Source organism: Rhodococcus ruber (assembly GCF_016804345.1).
Lineage (GTDB): Bacteria > Actinomycetota > Actinomycetes > Mycobacteriales > Mycobacteriaceae > Rhodococcus > Rhodococcus ruber.
Genome location: NZ_CP044211.1, coordinates 5412936 through 5428124 on the forward strand (window position 1 = coordinate 5412936; position 15189 = coordinate 5428124).

Sequence of the window (15189 nt, forward strand, 5' to 3'; positions counted from 1 at the left end):
CTTCTCACAGATCCAGCACGAGTTCGGCAGAGCGGCACCGGGACACGCACGGAAACATCGTCGATCCGGCGGCGTGCTCGGACTCGGTGAGCAGGAAGTCGCGGTGGTCCACGTCGCCTTTGATCACCCCGACTTCGCACGTCCCGCAGATACCTTCGGTGCACGAGTTCGGCACGGGCACACCGGCGGCGGTGAGGGCGTCGAGCACCGACACGGTCGGCGGCACCGGGATGCGCCGGCCGGTGCTCTCGACGATCACGTCGAAGGCGGTGTCCTCCCCCGTGCACGGCGCCGGTTCCGGGGCCGCGAACCGCTCGGTGCGGACCTGGCCGGGGTCCGGGACCGCGGCGGTGACCGCATCGATGAGCGGTGCCGGTCCGCAGCAGTAGACGACGGCGGTCGGGGCGAGACCCGACAGCGTCCCCGCGAGGTCCGGCAGACCACCGGCCTCGTCGTCGGCGTGGACGGTCACCTGCCCGGTGGGTCCGGCGGCGATCTCGTCGACGAACGCCATCGCCGCCCGGGAGCGTCCGGCGTAGAGCAGGCGCCACGGCCGTCCCTCGGCCCGCAGTTGCCGCATCATCGCGACGATCGGGGTGATGCCGATACCGCCGGCCACGAGGACGTGTTCGGTCGCGGCGTCGTCGAGGGCGAAGGCGCTGCGCGGTCCGTCGACGTCGATCTCCGCGCCGATCTGCAACGATTCGTGCACGTAGGCGCTGCCGCCGCGGGAACGCTCGGCGCGCAGCACCGCGACCGACCAGCGCGTGGTGTCCTGCGGATCCGAGCACAGCGAGTACTCGCGCACCACCCCGTTCGGCAGGTGCAGGGCGAGATGCGCACCCGGCTGCCACTGCGGCAACGCGGCGCCGGTCGGATCGACGAACGTCACGCTGGTGACTCCGTCTGCCTCCCAGGTTTTCTGGTGGACGCGGAGGCGACGTCGGACGGACTGCTCCATCGGGGATCTCCCTGTCGGCGGGTCTTCTCGGTGGCGTCAGCGGGTGACGCCGTACATCTCCGAGCTCGGCGGGTAGGTGGGCAGCTGCGGCTTGGCGGCGCCGATGATCACGCAGAACAGCGCGTCGGTGTCGCCGACGTTCGCGAGGCTGCGCGGCACTCCGGCGGGCACGCGGATCATGTCGCGGTAACCGAGCCGGCGGACGGCCTTGCGGGTGCCGTCCTCGACGTCGTGGACCGCGACCTCGAGCTCGCCCTCGAGCACGAAGAACACCTCTTCGACGTCGTGGTGGGTGTGCTCGGGCCCCACCGCGCCGGCGGGCAGCCGCATGTTGGACAGGGTGAAGTGCTCGGCGGGCAGCGTGCGGGCGTCGCCCTCGTGGTTGCCGGTGGCACCGGACCCGATGTAGCGGATCTGGGCGCGCTTGAAGCGGTCTCCGCCCTTGGCGGCCTGGAAGCCGAGGGTGTCCCAGTCCTCGTAGCGGCTGTCACGGCTGGCGATGCAGGAGTCGATGAGGGTTTCGAGATCGGTCTTCTCGGGTGCGGCCATGTCGGTGGTCCTTTCGTGCGGTGGGTGGTTCAGGCGCGGTACGCGACGGCTTCGATCTCGACGGTGGCGCCGTAGGGCAGGGCGGCGACCTCGACGAACGAGCGGGCTGGGCGGGGAGCGGCGAAGATCTTCTCGTAGTGGCGGTTCGCCTGGTCGCGGAGCGTCACGTCGGTCACGAAGTACGTCGTCTTGACGACGTCGGACAGGGTCATGCCGATGGTCGCCAGGCGCTCGCCGAGGCGGGCGATCGCGGCGTCGAGGGCGGCGGTCGTGCCGTCGACGGCGATGCCGTGTTCGTCGACCGACAGGGCGCCGGAGACGAACCCGAAGCCGGCGGCGGCGTAGGCGGGACTGTACGGGTGAGCGGTGCGGTCGTGGGTCGCGGTCGTCGAATCGGTCACCGGGAGGGGTCCTTTCGGGTTTCTGTCGGGTCGGGGGTGGCCCAGGCGATCGGTTCGCCGGACAGGTCGAGGTAGATGCTCTTCTGGTCGCAGTACTGACGGATGCCCTCGCGTCCCTTCTCGGTGCCGAGACCGCTGTCGCCGAGACCGGTGAAGGGAGTCGAGATGCTGAACTGCTTGTAGGTGTTGATCCAGACGGTGCCCGCCTTCACCGCGCCGGCCACGCGCCACGCCCGTCGGTAGTCCGCGGTCCAGATGCCGCAGGCCAGCCCGTACACCGAGTCGTTCGCCTGCGCGATCAGGTCCTCCTCGTCGTCGAAGGGCAGCACGACGGCCACCGGGCCGAAGACCTCCTCGCGGCAGATCGTCGCGGCGTTGTCGACCCCGGTGAGCACCGTGGGCGGGTAGTACGCACCGCAGGTGAGCCGTTCGTCGGTCGGGATCGCGCCCCCGCACAGCACCCGGGCCCCGTCGGCGACGGCGTCGTCGACCATGGCGGCCACCCGGTCCCGGTGGGCGAAGGTGACCAGCGGGGCCACCCGGGTGCGCGGGTCGGTGCCGGGTCCGAGGCGCAGCGCCGCTGCGCGCCGGACGAGTTCGGCGGTGAAGGTCTCGGCGATGCTGCGGTGCACGAAGATCCGCGATCCGGCGATGCAGCTCTGCCCGGTCGAGGAGAAGATGCCGTAGAGCACGCCGGCGACGGCCTGTTCGGGGTCGGCGTCCTCGAACACGATCGTCGGGGACTTGCCGCCGAGTTCGAGCGTGATCGGCATGAGCTTGTCGGCGGCCAGGTGCGCGAGGTGGCGACCGGTGTCGGTGCCGCCGGTGAAACTGACCTTGGCGACATCGGGATGCCGGACCAGCGCCTCGCCGACCGTGCGCCCCGAACCTGGCAGGACCGAGAGGACGCCGGCGGGCAGACCGGCCGACTCGCAGATGCGGGCGAGGAGCAGGGTCACCCACGGGGCCCACACCGGCGGCTTGCTCACGACGGCGTTGCCGGCGGCGAGCGCGGGGGCGATCTTCTGTGCGTCGGACGCGATCGGGGAGTTCCACGGCGTGATCGCGGCGACGACACCCATCGGCTGGTACGTCGACATGGTCAGCCACGGCCCCCGGGGCGTGGTCACGGCCGAGTCCATCGTCTCGAGGGCGGCCGCCGTGTAGCGAAAGGTGTTGGCGGCGCTGGCAACCAGTGCCCGGGTCTCGGCCAGGGTCTTGCCCGTGTCGAGGGTCTGCAACCGGGCGACGCGATCGGCCTCGTCGTCGAGGGCGTTGCCGATGCGGTGCAGCACCCGGGCCCGTTCGTGCGGGAGCAGCGACGACCATCCGCCGTGCGCGGCCCGAAGTCCCTCGGTGACAGCCCGGTCGACGTCGTCGACGGTCGCCGTGTGCAAGCCGGCGAAGACCCGGCCCGTCGCGGGGTCGACGGAGTCGAGGCGCTCTCCGAGGCCGCGTCGCCAGCGGCCGGCGACGAGGATCTCGTCGACCGTGTCGACGGACTCGGCGTGCTCGGCGGTTCCCGCCTGGAGGGGGGACGCGTACGCAATGGGCATGAGGGAGGTCCGTTCGGTGGGGAGGGACGCGGACCACGGTGCTCGCGGTGGGTGGTGCGCGCCGAATCGATATCTTTGCACTAAGAGATTTGTAGCGTCTTAGCGCAAAGAGGTCAAGGCTCGAACGCCCAGATCAGCCGGTCGTTACGCCGCATTCACGGCCTCGAAACGAAGGAGACGCAGGTCACAGCGGTGTGGCGGGCGTCATAGCCCTTCTCGAAATTTTTTGTCGGCCGGACCGTCAGACCCGACGATCGGCACCCGAATCGGCAGGAGCATCGAACTCGGCCGCGCGGGCAGAGCGCTCCAGACGGGCGAGCAGACGCGCCAGCGTCTCGCGCTCGCTCGCGTCGAGGTCGCCGAGCATCGCGCGCAGTTTGGCGAAGTGCGCGTCGGCGACCGAGTCGACGAGCGCGGCGCCGGCAGAGGTGAGCTCGACGTACACGACGCGGGCGTCCTGGCTGTCCTTCGATCGGGTCACCAGGCCCGCCTCCTCGAGCCGGTTCACCCGCAGCGACAGCCCACCGGTGGTGACCAGCGTCTGCTCGGCGAGCTCCCCCGCGGTGAGCCGATGATGGGGCACTGCGCGGCGCAGGCAGGCGAGGACGTCGAATCCCGAATCGTTGATCCCGTGCTCCTCGAAGGTGGGCGCGATCCGGGCCTTGTAGACGAGGAAACTCCGATGCAGACGCCCGAAGACCTTCAGCCCCGAGACGTCGAGTTCGGGACGGGCCACCGCCCAGTGCGCGACGATGGCGTCCACGGCGTCGCGTTCTCCAGGCTCTCCCACAATGCCGGGAGTCTACCCGCGGCGCGGTCGGTGAACGCGCGCTGCGGAACCGGTCAGCGCCACCGCCCCAGCAGCTCGCCCGTCCGCTCGGCCAAAGTGGCCTGCAGCAACGGCCCGAAGCTGATCCGGCCAACGCCGAGAGCAGCGAACGACGCGAGATCGTTCTTCGCCGGGTGGGCGATCGCATTGACCGGCAACGGCAGTTCCGACGTCAGGCGCCGCTGTATCTCGTCGCTGTGGAAGCCGACCGGATAGAGCACATCGGCGCCTGCGTCGGCGGCCAGCTTCAGACGGTCGATCGCCCGGTCCACCCGGTCCGACTCGGCCCCGACCTTCTTGACGAACAGATCGGTGCGGGCATTGACCACCAGGTGCACCCCCGCGGCGTCGGCGGCGGCACGCAACCCAGCCACGTACTCGGCGTGCTCGGCCGGCTCGCGCAGCCGGCCGCCCTCACTGTGCACGGTGTCCTCGATGTTCAACCCGACAGCACCCGCACCCAGCAGCCCCTCGACGATGCGAGCAGGGACCTCACCGTAGCCGGCCTCCACGTCCACCGAGATCGGGACGTCGACCGCCGCAGTGACCTGCCGGACCCGGGTCAGCAGCTCCTCGAACGTCATCCCCTCGTTGTCCGGCTTGCCGACCGAGTCGGCGACCGGATGACTGCCCATCGTCAACGCGGAAAAACCGGCCTGCACGGCCAGATTCGCCGACCAGGCGTCCCACACGGTCGGCAGCACCACCGGGTCACCCGGGACGTGCAGGGACTTCAGCGCTACGGCCTTCTCGGCGAGAGTCGTCATGCCGCATCCAACCACATCCACCCGCCGCCTTTCCGGCGAACGGACCACTCCCGGGCGCGAGAAGACCGGGCCCCGTGCCGTTCGTGGTGAACGGCACGGGGCCCGGTGTCTCGTCGAGTCGTCCTACCGGACGCTGACCTTCTCGGGTTCCGGCTTCTTCTCGGGAGCGCGGTCCACCCGGGTCGGTACAGCGGAGACGGTCATGTCGTCGGGGACGTCCGCGTCGAGCCTCACCGCTTCCTGCGCGTAGTGGAAGTGGGGGCGACGGTGACCGAGGAAGGATCCGAACCACGACATCACTGCGACGTAGCGGTTGCGGAAGCCCACCATGTAGACCAGGTGCACGGCCAGCCACAGCACCCAGGCGACGAAGCCGCTCAGCTCGATCTTTCCGACGCGGGTGATCGCGCGGAAGCGGTTGATGATGGCCATGCTGCCCTTGTCCCGGTACTTGAACGGGGTGCCCTTGCCCTGCTTGCCGAGGATGGTCCGGGCGACGTGGCGGCCGCCCTGCATCGCGACGGGCGACTGCCCCGGCAGGTTGTTCAGCGACGTCATGTCGCCGATGGCGTACACGTCGGCGTAGCCGCCCACGGTGAGATCCGGGTTGACCAGCAGCCGGCCCGCGCGGTCGGTGGCGCAGCCGGTGCGCTCGGCGAGGACGCCGGCGAAGTCGTTGGCACGCACCCCGGCCGACCAGATGATGGTCTCGGCGGTGATCCGGCGCTCCTCGTCGTTCTTCGCCTTCAGGGTGGCACCGTGCTCGTCGATGTCGGTGACGAACGTGTCGAGCACGACGTCGACGCCCGACTTCTGCAGCGACTGCTTGGTGTACTCGCTGAGCTTGCCACCGAAGGCCGGGAGGGCCTCGCCCGCGCCCTCGACGAGGGTGACGGACACGTCGTCGGCGCTGATGTCGTGGAACGACTGCTCGAAGTAGCGGCCCGCGAGTTCCTTGATCTGGCCGGCGAGCTCGACGCCCGTCGCGCCGGCACCGATGACCACGAAGCTCAGCAGGTTGCGGCGGCGCTCCGGGTCGGTGGTGGTGTGCGCCTCCTCGAAGCACCGCAGGATCTGCCGGCGGAGCCGCTCGGCGTCCTCCACGGTCTTGAGGGCGTAGGTGACCTTCTCGAACTCGTCGCGGCCGAAGTACGCCTGCCGGGCGCCCGTCGCTGCGACGAGCGACCGGTAGCCGACCGTGTGCACGGTGCCACCGGCGACGTAGTCGACCTCGTGCTCGTCGGGCCGTACGTCGACGACGCGGCCGAGCCGCACGTCCGCGTTCGGGTACTTCGCGAGAATGGAGCGGATCGACGGAGCGATCTCCCCGGCCGAGAGGACACCGGTGGCGACCTGGTACAGCAGGGGCTGGAAGAGATGTTCGGTGGTCTCGGAGATCAGGACGAACGGCGTCCCGGCCTTGGCGAGCTTCTTCGCCGTCGCCAGCGCGCCGAAGCCCGAACCGACGACGACGACCTCGGTCCGGTCGGTCACTGCTGTGCTACTCACGATTACCTCTACCTCCACACTGAAGTCGATGTATGACACCCACCGTATGGACGGGGGGCCGTCGAGGCCACCAACCTGCCGAATTCGGGGAGCTCTTATCTCGATCGCTCATAAGTAGGATGGGGGTATGGATTTCCGGCAGCTGCGGTACTTCCTCGCCGTCAGCGAGGAGCTGAGCTTCAGCAAGGCCGCCCAGAAGTGCTTCATCTCCCAGTCCGCGATCAGCCATCAGATCACTCGGCTCGAGAAGGAACTCGGTGCGTCGCTGTTCGAGCGGTCGACGCGGATGGTGCGGCTGACCCCGGCCGGCTCGCGCCTGGTCCCCATCGCCCAGCAGGTGCTGAGCCTCGAAGCGCAGGCGTTCTCGGTGGCGCGCGAGCCGCGCAACCGCATCCGGATCGCCGCGAACATGACCTTCGCGTCCCAGAGCCTCGACGCCATCGCGCATGTCCGGGAGCAGTACCCGGCGGTCGACATCGAGTTCGTCATCAAGAGCTTCGCCGACCGGATCGACGCCGTCGCCGGCGGCGACGCCGACATCGCCCTGATCAGGGGCGGCGTCGACCGCCCCGGACTCGAGACCGTGGACCTGGGCATCGAGGATCTGGTCATCGTCACGTCGAGCCGGCACCCGCTCTCCGCGTTCTCCACCGTCGACCTCGGCGATCTCGCGCCCTACCCGCTGCTCCTGCCGCCCCGGCACAGCCAGGTGCTCATCCACACGGTGATCGAGGACGCCTTCCGGGCGGTGGGACGCCGGGTGCAGCTCGGGCCGTCGATCGCGAGCGACCACACCGCCACCCTCGACGTCATCACCAATCCGCGGGCGTGGACGGTTCTGTACCCGAGCACCGCCGCGGAGACCCCCCGGACCGGCCTGGCCTACATGCGCGAGGCGCGCAACCGGCTCAGCATCCCCGTGTGCGGGGTACTCCGCAACGACGCGCCCCGATCGTCAGCCATGTCGAGCCTGATCCACGCGCTGCACCAGTCGATGACCAGCCGGACACCACCGGGACCGGAGAGCTGAACACCGCCGCGCGGTCGTCGCAATGCGTACCGATCCGGTGCCGTTTCGTGGAAGGATGGCCCGAGCCGGCGGCGGACCCACGCGGTGAGGAGCGATCATGCAGCGAACCGAGACCTCGTTCACCAGTGCCGACGGCACCCGCGTCGTGTACGACGTGTGGTCGCCCGACGGCGACCCCGCAGGCGTGCTGGTGCTCTGCCACGGCTTCGGTGAGCACGCCCGCCGGTACGACCACGTGGTCGAGCGCCTCGGCGAGCTGGGTCTCGTCGTCTACGCCCTCGACCACCGCGGGCACGGCCGCTCGGGCGGCCGACGGGTGTTCGTGCGGGACATGGACCAGTTCACCGGCGACGTGCATCGCCTGGTCGGCATCGCCGCGTTCGATCAGCCCGGCCTGCCGCGGGTCCTGCTGGGCCATTCGATGGGCGGAGCCATCGCCCTGGCCTATGCGCTCGAGCACCCCGACGAGCTCACGGCCCTCGCACTGTCCGGTCCCGCCGTCGACGTCACCTCCGGCACGCCGCGGCCCGTCGTCGCACTCGGCAAGGTGATCGGGCGCGTCCTACCGCAGCTGCCGGTGCAGAAGCTCGACTCGGCGGGCATCTCGCGCGACCCCGACGTCGTCGCCGCGTACGAAGCCGATCCGCTCGTGCACCACGGTCTCGTACCCGCCGGCATCGCCCGCGCACTGGTCACCACGGGAGAGAGCCTGCCGGCCCGGCTCCCCGCGCTGGATCTGCCGATCCTGCTGCAGCACGGCACCGAGGACCGGCTCACCGCGCCGTCCGGCAGCCGGCTCGTCGCCGACCTGGTCGGGTCGCAGGACGTGACGCTCAAGTTGTACGAGGGCCTCTACCACGAGGTGTTCAACGAGCCGGAGAAGAAGCAGGTACTCGACGACCTGGTGGAATGGCTCCGACCGAGGCTCGGCTGAGGTGACAGCCGCTCCGTCCGCGCGCATGCCGGCCGCGTTCGTCGGCCACGGCAGCCCGATGAACGCGCTCGAGTCGAATCGCTACACCAGGGCGTGGCGGGCGTTCGGTTCCGCGGTGCCGACGCCCCGGGCGATACTCGCGATCTCGGCGCACTGGTACATCAACGCCACCGCGGTGACCGCGATGCCGAACCCGCGCACCATCCACGACTTCTACGGATTCCCGCAGGAGCTGTTCGACGTCGACTACCCCGCGGCCGGGCTGCCGGAGCTGGCCGAGGAGATCGCCGACGTCGTCCATCCGACGTGGGTGGGTGCGGACGTCGACTCGTGGGGTGTCGACCACGGTACCTGGTCGGTGCTCACCCACGCCTTCCCCGAGGCGGACGTGCCGGTGGTGCAGTTGAGCCTGAACGCCTACCGCGACTTCGACTACCACCTCGAGCTCGGCGCGAAGCTCGCCCCACTGCGCGACCGCGGCGTGCTGATCGTCGGCAGCGGGAACATCGTGCACAACCTGGCCGGCATGGATCGTCGCCGCCCGGACGAGGGGTTCGACTGGGCGCACCGGTTCGACGCCGCCGCGCGGGTCATGGTCATGGACCGCCCCGAGGGAGTCGCAGCCCTCGACGGGCACGCGGACTTCGACCACGCGGTTCCCACCCCGGACCACTTCCTGCCGCTGCTGTACTTCGCGGGCCTGGCGGGCGTGGGCGAGGACCTCGTCGAACCGCTGATCGACGGCTTCGCGTACGGGTCGCTGTCGATGAGCGCCTACACCCTCGGTCTCACGTGCGCGGCCGGTGACGACGGTCCCCCGTCCGCTGGGTTCCCCACAACCCCGGACCCGGTGAACACCAATGCGTGATTGTGGTTGTGGTTGTGGATGTGGCCGAATGTCACATCGCGTCGATGCAGTCGACCGAATGTGACATTCGGCCACCCAGGGGGTCGGCCACCCAGGGGGTCGGCCACCCAGGGGGTCGGCCACCCAGGGGGTCGGCCACCCAGGATCACGCCGTGTGGCGACGCTCCTCCGCAACGACGGTGCGCCGCGCGAAGTCGATGCTGTGCTGCAGCAGTGTCCGCGCCTCGGGCAGCACCTGCCCGATGACGGGGAAGGCGTGCACCTGACCGGCCCACAGGTGCGTCTCGACCGTCGTGCCCACCTCGTCGAACGCCTCGGTCATGATCTCGACGTCGGGGCGGGTGATCTCGTATTCGGCGACGGAGAAGAACGTGGGCGGGAACAGTGCCGGATCGGCGCGGACCGGGGACTGGGCGCCTTCGATGTGATCGGGGCCGGCGAGCCAGCGGTCGCGCAGCTTCTCCACCTGCCGCATCGGCAGGTACGCGTCGCGCTTCATGAAGTCGGGATCGTGCTCCTCGAGATCGAGGTTGAGCAGCGGCGAGTAGCCGATCACCGCGGCCGGGCGGATCATGCCGCGCAGCGCGGCGATCTCGGCGACCTTCATCGCCAGGTAACCTCCGGCCGAGTCGCCGGCGACGACGATGCGCGTGGGGTCCTCGGCCGTCTCGAGCAGCCCGGTGTACGCGGCCATCGCGTCGATGACGGACGTCCCGATCGAACCGACAGGTAGCTGCCGGTAGGCGACGGAGTACACCGGCACCCCCGATTCGGTGGCGAGCAGCGAACACACCGTGCGGTGCGTGGCGAGCCCGCAGAAGACGAAAGCGCCACCGTGGAAGTAGAGGATCGTCGCACCGGCGAGGGAGTCCGCGGCGGGACGCGGCGGTTCGATGCGTTCACTGGGAACCCCGCCGAGGGTGAGGGGATCGATGTCGACGTTGCGCGGGCGGGGCAGCATCTTGTCCACGCGACGGTCGAGCCGGCTGAGGGCCTCGATCCCGCGGTCGGTGGCCGGCCAGTAGGCGAACAGCGGCTTGACGAAGATCCGCACGAACCAGAAGACGAGGATGGCCCGCAGGCTCACCGTCCAGTGCCAGATCGTCGATCCGTGGGTGCGCATGTACGCCACGATAGGACGGGTCCGGCACCCGGTCGAGGTACTCTCCGTCACACGTATCCGCCGCCTCAGACCTGCAGCAACGGCACCAGGAGCTCCTCGTCGGTCAGCGCACCGTGCTGTCCGGGCAGCTGCGACATGACCAGCTCGCCGTCGGTACGGATCACCGTGGACTCGCCGAGCCCGATCGCGACGACGTCACCGATGCGCCGGCACGCGGCGGGCGAGGGGTCCGGGCCGAACAGTCCGCCGGCGATCACGTCGTCGCGGGTGCCGACCCACAGGTCGTCACCGAGTTCGTTGCGCCACCGCTCGAGCACCGCGCCGGGTCGCCGGGTGTGCACATGCCGGCAGCGGGGTTCGCCCGCGATCACGTCGACGTCCTCCGCGAGAGCGGGGAGATGGTCGAAGTCGACGCGCCGGCCCCGGGAGGCGTCGATCATGCCGTGATCGGCGGTGATCAGCAGCCGCGTCCCGGCGGGCAGGGCGGCGACGAGCTGCTCGACGAACCGGTCGACGACGGTCAGCTGCGCGGTCCAGGAGGGGGACTCGGGTCCGTACAGGTGCCCGACCGTGTCGACCTCGCCGAGGTAGCAGTAGACGAGGGTGCGGTCGTCGGCGGTGACGGCGGCGACGACGTGGGCGAGCAGGTCACCGTAGGCGGAGACACCGACGAAGTTGCCGCCGCGCAGCACGGCCCGGGTGAGGCCGCTGCCGTCGAAACTGCGGGGCACGACGGTGGTCACCGTCAGCCCGGCCGCGTCGGCGCGTTCGAACACCGTCGGGTGGGGCTGTATCCATTCGGGGACGAATCGCTCGCGCTGATCGACGGCGGTCCCCGCGAGGGTCCAGCGCAGCCAGTTGAACGGGGCGTCGATCTCCTCGACGTAGGACTGGTAGCCGGTCACGGCGTGAGCGCCGGAGGCCAGGCCGGTGCCGAGCGAGGCGATGCTCACCGCGGTGGTGGTGGGAAATCCGGCGCGGATCGGCCGGCCGTCGAGGCCGGTGAGAAAGGGGGCGGCGGCCGCATTTCGTCGCAGGAGGTTCCACCCCATGCCGTCGACGAGCAGCACGACGGTGCGGGACTGCTCGGGGAGAGCGAGACGGTTGGCCTCACCGGGCACCCCCGCGGACGCGAGGACGGACGGCATCAGATCCGCGAGGGTGGGTTCGGCGTAGACGTCGTGCAGCGGCAGGTCCATTACCCGAGTATGGCCTGCCGGGCGTCACTGGTCCTTGATGTCGGACCCGTGCTTGGTCAGCGGCATGATCTCGATGTTCATGTACGGGAACAGCGGCAGGTTCCACAGGATCTCGTGGAGTTCGTCGGCGGAGTCGACGTCGAAGATGCTGATGTTGCTGTACTTGCCGACGATGCGCCAGATCTCCCGCCACTTGCCCTCGCGCTGCAGTTCCTGGCTGTATGCCTTCTCCCGCGCGACGGTCTCGGCGCGCACCTCGGGGTCGAGGTCGCGGGGGATGTCGACGTCCATGCGAACGTGGAACAGTGCCATGGTCGGTACTCCTTTCGGGCCGTGCGCGGTTCCGGTAGCGGGTGCTACCGGAACCGCGCACGGGGGGTGGTCAGTCGCGGGCGAGGTGCTTGACGACGTCCATGTCGAGTTCGACGCCGAGGCCGGGTCCCTGGGGCAGGTGCACCTGACCCTCGGAGTAGTCCAGCGGGGTCTGCAGGAGTTCGACGGCGAACAGCTGTGGCCCGAACAGTTCGGTGCCGTAGTTGATTCCCGGCTCGGCGCAGGCGAAGTGGACGGATGCCGCGGTGCCGATGGGTCCTTCGATCGAAGTGGCGCCGTGGCAGCGGATTCCGGCAGCCTTGGCGACCGCCACGACCTCCTTGCTGCGCTGCAGGCCACCGCACTTGGTGGTCTTGAGGGCGATGACGTCGGCGGCCCCGAGCTTGGCGATCTCGAGGGCGTCGTGCGGGGTCTGCACGGACTCGTCGGCCATCACCGGGGCGGACACGAGCCGGTTGATCTCGGCGAGCACTTCACGCTGCTCGCCGGGGGTGGGCTGCTCGATGAGCTCGACACCGCCGTCGACGAGTTGCGGAACGTATCGCAGCGCGGTGAACCGGTCCCAGCGGGCGTTGACGTCGATGCTCACGCCAGCCTTGCCCTCGAGGGCCTGCGCGATCGTGACGACGCGTTCGGTGTCGACCTTCGGGTCGAGCGCGCCCATCTTGAGCTTGAACGCGAAGTTCAGCCGTGCCGCCATCTTCTCCTCGACCTCCTCGAGGATTTCTTCGACCGGTGCCGCGCCGAGCGCCCACCGTACGTCGACGCCGGTGCGGAAGGCGCCACCGAGCAGGGTGTGCACCCCGACGCCGAGGGCGCGGGCCCACGCGTCGTGCAGGGCGACATCGACGGCCGCCTTGGCGAAACGGGCGCCGGAGACGACGCGTTCGATGTCGACCATGATGCCGCTGATCTCGTCGACGCCGCGGCCGGTGATGTAGGGGGCGATGTAGCGGTCGACGATCGCCTTCATGGTCTCGACGGATTCGCCGCCCCACCACGGACCGCCGGGGACGACGCCCTCTCCGTGGCCGGTGACCCCGCCCGCGGTGGTGATCGCCACGAGCAGGATGGGTTGCTTCTCGGCGGTGGTGGTGGCGAACTTGTGGGGACGCACGAGCGGTACGTCGACGATCGTCGTATCGATCGAGACGATCTTCAGGTCGGGGTCGGACATCGAACAGCTCACAATCGGATTTCGGCGGTGATGCGGGCAACAGCCGGGCCTCCGCGACGACGAATGCCGGTGCCCTTGGCGGACACCGGCATTCGTCACCACTCGTGGACCCGGTTCACAGGAGTGCTCAGGCCTCGGGGTCGAGCGCGAAGTTGTAGGTCACCTCGTCGACGCCGTCGGCGTTCGGCTGCGGGTCCAGGATCAGCTCGGGCTTGGTCGCGGTCGCGACGTCGTCCTCGACCCACTCGCCGCCCTGGAAGTAGAGCTGGGTGGTGATGGCGCGCTTGCCCGGAGCCTTCACCATGAGGTGCAGGTGGGCGGGACGCCACGGGTGGCCGCCGTAGGAGTCGATGAACCAGCCGGTCGGGCCGTCGGCCGGGATCTTGTAGGGCGCGGGCTTGAGCGTGGTGATCTCGAAGTTGCCCTCGTCGTCGCACTCGATGGTGCCGCGCAGGTTCCACTCGGGGATGCCGGGGGCGAACTGCGAGTAGTAGCCCTCCTCGTCGGCGTGCCACAGCTCGACGGTGGCGCCCTGCAGGCCCTTGCCCTCGAGGTCGGTGACCTGGCCCTTGAAGATCAGCGCCTCGGCGGCCTTGTCCTGCTCGCGCATCGGCATGGTGCACTTGGCCGGCAGCTTCGGCGAGTCCGGCACGTAGTAGGGGCCCTCGATGCTGCCCTTGGTGCCGGAGAAGTGCTTGCGGTTGTAGTGCACTTCCTCGATCTCGTGCTCGACGAAGACGTCCAGCCACAGCGGCCACTCGCCGTACTCGCCGACGTCGATCATCCACTGCTTGAGCACCCGGTACTCGTCGTAGGTGACCTGGTGCTTGTGGATGATCTCGGCGAACGCACCGAGCACGTCCTTGTAGATGGCAGCGGCGCGCTCGACCGACGTGTCCGACGAGACCCGCTCGCTCTTGAACTTGTCGGTGGCGGCGTTGCCCGAGGCGTGGGCGGTGGGGTTTTCGGTGGTGGTCATGTGTCCTCCTCGGCGAGGCTCGAACGGTGGTCGCGAAAGCTGTGGGTGGTGATCGCGGGGCTGGCGCTCTCGCCACTCGGGTTGTACGCTGTGCGTACTTCCGTATCGCAGTGCGTACACACACTGTGCGTCCAGTCACAGGTGATTGTCAACACCCGGGCGCCCGGATTGCCCGAAACCGCAGGTAGGAGACCACAATGCCTAGTCAGGACCGGGATTTCGTCCAGAGCATCGAACGGGGCTTCGCGGTGCTGCTCGCGTTCGACGAGCGGCATCCCACCCCGTCCCTCGCCGAACTGGCAGCGAAGACCGACCTGTCCCGCCCTGCGGTGCGCCGCATCCTGCTCACCCTGCAGAAGCTCGGCTACGTGACCAGCACCGGCAGCCGCTGGTCGCTGACCCCGCGCGTGCTCAGCATCGGCCAGCACTACTCCGCCTCCCACGCCCTGGTCGAGGCGGCCATGCCGCGACTGGTGGAGATCGCCGAGTACACCGGCGAATCCGCCTCCCTCGGGGTGCTCGACGGCGCGGAGGTCGTCTACGCCGCCCGCGTCCCCGTGCGCCGCATCATGAGCATCAACGTCTCGGTCGGCACCCGGGTCCCGGCGTACGCCACGTCGATGGGCCGGGCGCTGCTGGCGTGGGCACCCGAGGAACTCGTCGAGCAGGTCGTCGCCGCGACCCGCTTCGAGAAGCTCGCCACCGCCACCGTGCGCAACGCCGACGAATTGCGCGCCGAGCTCGCGCGCGTGCGTGCCCAGGGCTACGCGCTCACCTCCGCCGAGCTCGAGGAGGGGCTGATCTCGGCCGCGGCGCCGGTCCGGGACGCGACCGGCACCGTGGTCGGCGTGCTCGCCTGCTCGACATCGACGGCCCGGCACACACCCGGGGAGTTCCGCGAGCTCGCCGCGGAATGCCTGATGAAGTCCGCGCACGCCCTCGGCGCCGACCTCGGATACCGCGGATAGGGCGCG

General features: G+C 69.6%; 16 protein-coding genes. 4 read left to right on the top strand and 12 right to left on the bottom strand.

What is annotated here, in order from left to right; translation table 11 throughout:
* Window positions 1-4: 4 nt before the first annotated feature.
* From F1734_RS24850 to F1734_RS24880, 7 genes are all read right to left on the bottom strand, one after another.
* Complete coding sequence (locus tag F1734_RS24850; protein WP_238424063.1) at window positions 5-892, bottom strand: PDR/VanB family oxidoreductase; 888 nt, start codon at window positions 890-892, stop codon at window positions 5-7.
* Between the two features lie 105 nt (window positions 893-997).
* Window positions 998-1510 (bottom strand): cupin domain-containing protein, encoded by a 513-nt coding sequence (locus tag F1734_RS24855; protein WP_010595749.1) that lies wholly within the window; start codon window positions 1508-1510, stop codon window positions 998-1000.
* Between the two features lie 29 nt (window positions 1511-1539).
* Window positions 1540-1911: a RidA family protein gene (locus tag F1734_RS24860; RefSeq protein ID WP_010595750.1), complete on the bottom strand. Its 372-nt coding sequence runs from the start codon at window positions 1909-1911 to the stop codon at window positions 1540-1542.
* Window positions 1908-3467 (bottom strand): aldehyde dehydrogenase, encoded by a 1560-nt coding sequence (locus tag F1734_RS24865; RefSeq protein ID WP_203011192.1) that lies wholly within the window; start codon window positions 3465-3467, stop codon window positions 1908-1910. The genes F1734_RS24860 and F1734_RS24865 overlap by 4 nt, the downstream gene beginning before the upstream one ends.
* A gap of 241 nt (window positions 3468-3708) precedes the next feature.
* Window positions 3709-4230, bottom strand: coding sequence for a MarR family winged helix-turn-helix transcriptional regulator (locus F1734_RS24870; RefSeq protein WP_017679763.1), 522 nt, complete (start codon window positions 4228-4230; stop codon window positions 3709-3711).
* An 80-nt stretch (window positions 4231-4310) separates the two neighbouring features.
* Window positions 4311-5063, bottom strand: coding sequence for an isocitrate lyase/PEP mutase family protein (locus tag F1734_RS24875; RefSeq protein ID WP_010595753.1), 753 nt, complete (start codon window positions 5061-5063; stop codon window positions 4311-4313).
* A 123-nt stretch (window positions 5064-5186) separates the two neighbouring features.
* Complete coding sequence (locus F1734_RS24880; protein WP_010595754.1) at window positions 5187-6557, bottom strand: NAD(P)/FAD-dependent oxidoreductase; 1371 nt, start codon at window positions 6555-6557, stop codon at window positions 5187-5189.
* Window positions 6558-6699: 142 nt separating this feature from the next.
* On the opposite strand from F1734_RS24880, the gene F1734_RS24885 reads away from it, so the two are divergent.
* The 3 genes from F1734_RS24885 to ygiD all read left to right on the top strand — a co-directional run bounded on the left by F1734_RS24885 (window position 6700) and on the right by ygiD (window position 9404).
* The gene (locus F1734_RS24885) at window positions 6700-7602 is read left to right on the top strand and encodes a LysR family transcriptional regulator (RefSeq protein WP_119700131.1); all 903 of its coding nucleotides are present in this window, start codon (window positions 6700-6702) and stop codon (window positions 7600-7602) included.
* A 97-nt stretch (window positions 7603-7699) separates the two neighbouring features.
* Window positions 7700-8536 carry an alpha/beta hydrolase gene (locus F1734_RS24890; protein ID WP_010595756.1) on the top strand — a complete coding sequence of 279 codons (837 nt, stop codon included), beginning with the start codon at window positions 7700-7702 and terminating at the stop codon, window positions 8534-8536.
* A gap of 25 nt (window positions 8537-8561) precedes the next feature.
* The gene (gene ygiD, locus F1734_RS24895; RefSeq protein ID WP_010595757.1) at window positions 8562-9404 is read left to right on the top strand and encodes a 4,5-DOPA-extradiol-dioxygenase; all 843 of its coding nucleotides are present in this window, start codon (window positions 8562-8564) and stop codon (window positions 9402-9404) included.
* A 145-nt stretch (window positions 9405-9549) separates the two neighbouring features.
* Here the strand turns inward: ygiD and F1734_RS24900 are convergent, their stop codons facing one another.
* The 5 genes from F1734_RS24900 to catA all read right to left on the bottom strand — a co-directional run bounded on the left by F1734_RS24900 (window position 9550) and on the right by catA (window position 14215).
* On the bottom strand, window positions 9550-10527 hold the full coding sequence (locus tag F1734_RS24900) for an alpha/beta hydrolase (protein ID WP_026137545.1): 978 nt from the start codon (window positions 10525-10527) through the stop codon (window positions 9550-9552).
* Between the two features lie 65 nt (window positions 10528-10592).
* Window positions 10593-11726 (bottom strand): alkaline phosphatase family protein, encoded by a 1134-nt coding sequence (locus F1734_RS24905; RefSeq protein WP_010595760.1) that lies wholly within the window; start codon window positions 11724-11726, stop codon window positions 10593-10595.
* Between the two features lie 24 nt (window positions 11727-11750).
* Complete coding sequence (gene catC, locus F1734_RS24910) at window positions 11751-12038, bottom strand: muconolactone Delta-isomerase (RefSeq protein ID WP_010595761.1); 288 nt, start codon at window positions 12036-12038, stop codon at window positions 11751-11753.
* A 70-nt stretch (window positions 12039-12108) separates the two neighbouring features.
* Window positions 12109-13236: a muconate/chloromuconate family cycloisomerase gene (locus tag F1734_RS24915; protein WP_040271007.1), complete on the bottom strand. Its 1128-nt coding sequence runs from the start codon at window positions 13234-13236 to the stop codon at window positions 12109-12111.
* 127 nt (window positions 13237-13363) lie between these two features.
* Window positions 13364-14215, bottom strand: coding sequence for a catechol 1,2-dioxygenase (gene catA / locus F1734_RS24920; RefSeq protein WP_010595763.1), 852 nt, complete (start codon window positions 14213-14215; stop codon window positions 13364-13366).
* A 197-nt stretch (window positions 14216-14412) separates the two neighbouring features.
* Here catA and F1734_RS24925 point away from each other — a divergent pair, with 197 nt between their 5' ends.
* Entirely contained in the window at window positions 14413-15183 is a 771-nt protein-coding gene (locus F1734_RS24925; RefSeq protein WP_010595764.1) for an IclR family transcriptional regulator domain-containing protein, read from the top strand.
* Window positions 15184-15189 lie beyond the last annotated feature (6 nt).

Coding starts and splice junctions, on each gene's coding strand:
- F1734_RS24900 (WP_026137545.1), bottom strand. CDS start 10,527: ATGCGCACCCACGGATCGACGATCTGGCACTGGACGGTGAGCCTGCGG.
- F1734_RS24925 (WP_010595764.1), top strand. CDS start 14,413: ATGCCTAGTCAGGACCGGGATTTCGTCCAGAGCATCGAACGGGGCTTC.
- catA (WP_010595763.1), bottom strand. CDS start 14,215: ATGACCACCACCGAAAACCCCACCGCCCACGCCTCGGGCAACGCCGCC.
- F1734_RS24890 (WP_010595756.1), top strand. CDS start 7,700: ATGCAGCGAACCGAGACCTCGTTCACCAGTGCCGACGGCACCCGCGTC.
- F1734_RS24855 (WP_010595749.1), bottom strand. CDS start 1,510: ATGGCCGCACCCGAGAAGACCGATCTCGAAACCCTCATCGACTCCTGC.
- F1734_RS24875 (WP_010595753.1), bottom strand. CDS start 5,063: ATGACGACTCTCGCCGAGAAGGCCGTAGCGCTGAAGTCCCTGCACGTC.
- F1734_RS24865 (WP_203011192.1), bottom strand. CDS start 3,467: ATGCCCATTGCGTACGCGTCCCCCCTCCAGGCGGGAACCGCCGAGCAC.
- F1734_RS24885 (WP_119700131.1), top strand. CDS start 6,700: ATGGATTTCCGGCAGCTGCGGTACTTCCTCGCCGTCAGCGAGGAGCTG.
- ygiD (WP_010595757.1), top strand. CDS start 8,562: ATGCCGGCCGCGTTCGTCGGCCACGGCAGCCCGATGAACGCGCTCGAG.
- catC (WP_010595761.1), bottom strand. CDS start 12,038: ATGGCACTGTTCCACGTTCGCATGGACGTCGACATCCCCCGCGACCTC.
- F1734_RS24915 (WP_040271007.1), bottom strand. CDS start 13,236: ATGTCCGACCCCGACCTGAAGATCGTCTCGATCGATACGACGATCGTC.
- F1734_RS24905 (WP_010595760.1), bottom strand. CDS start 11,726: ATGGACCTGCCGCTGCACGACGTCTACGCCGAACCCACCCTCGCGGAT.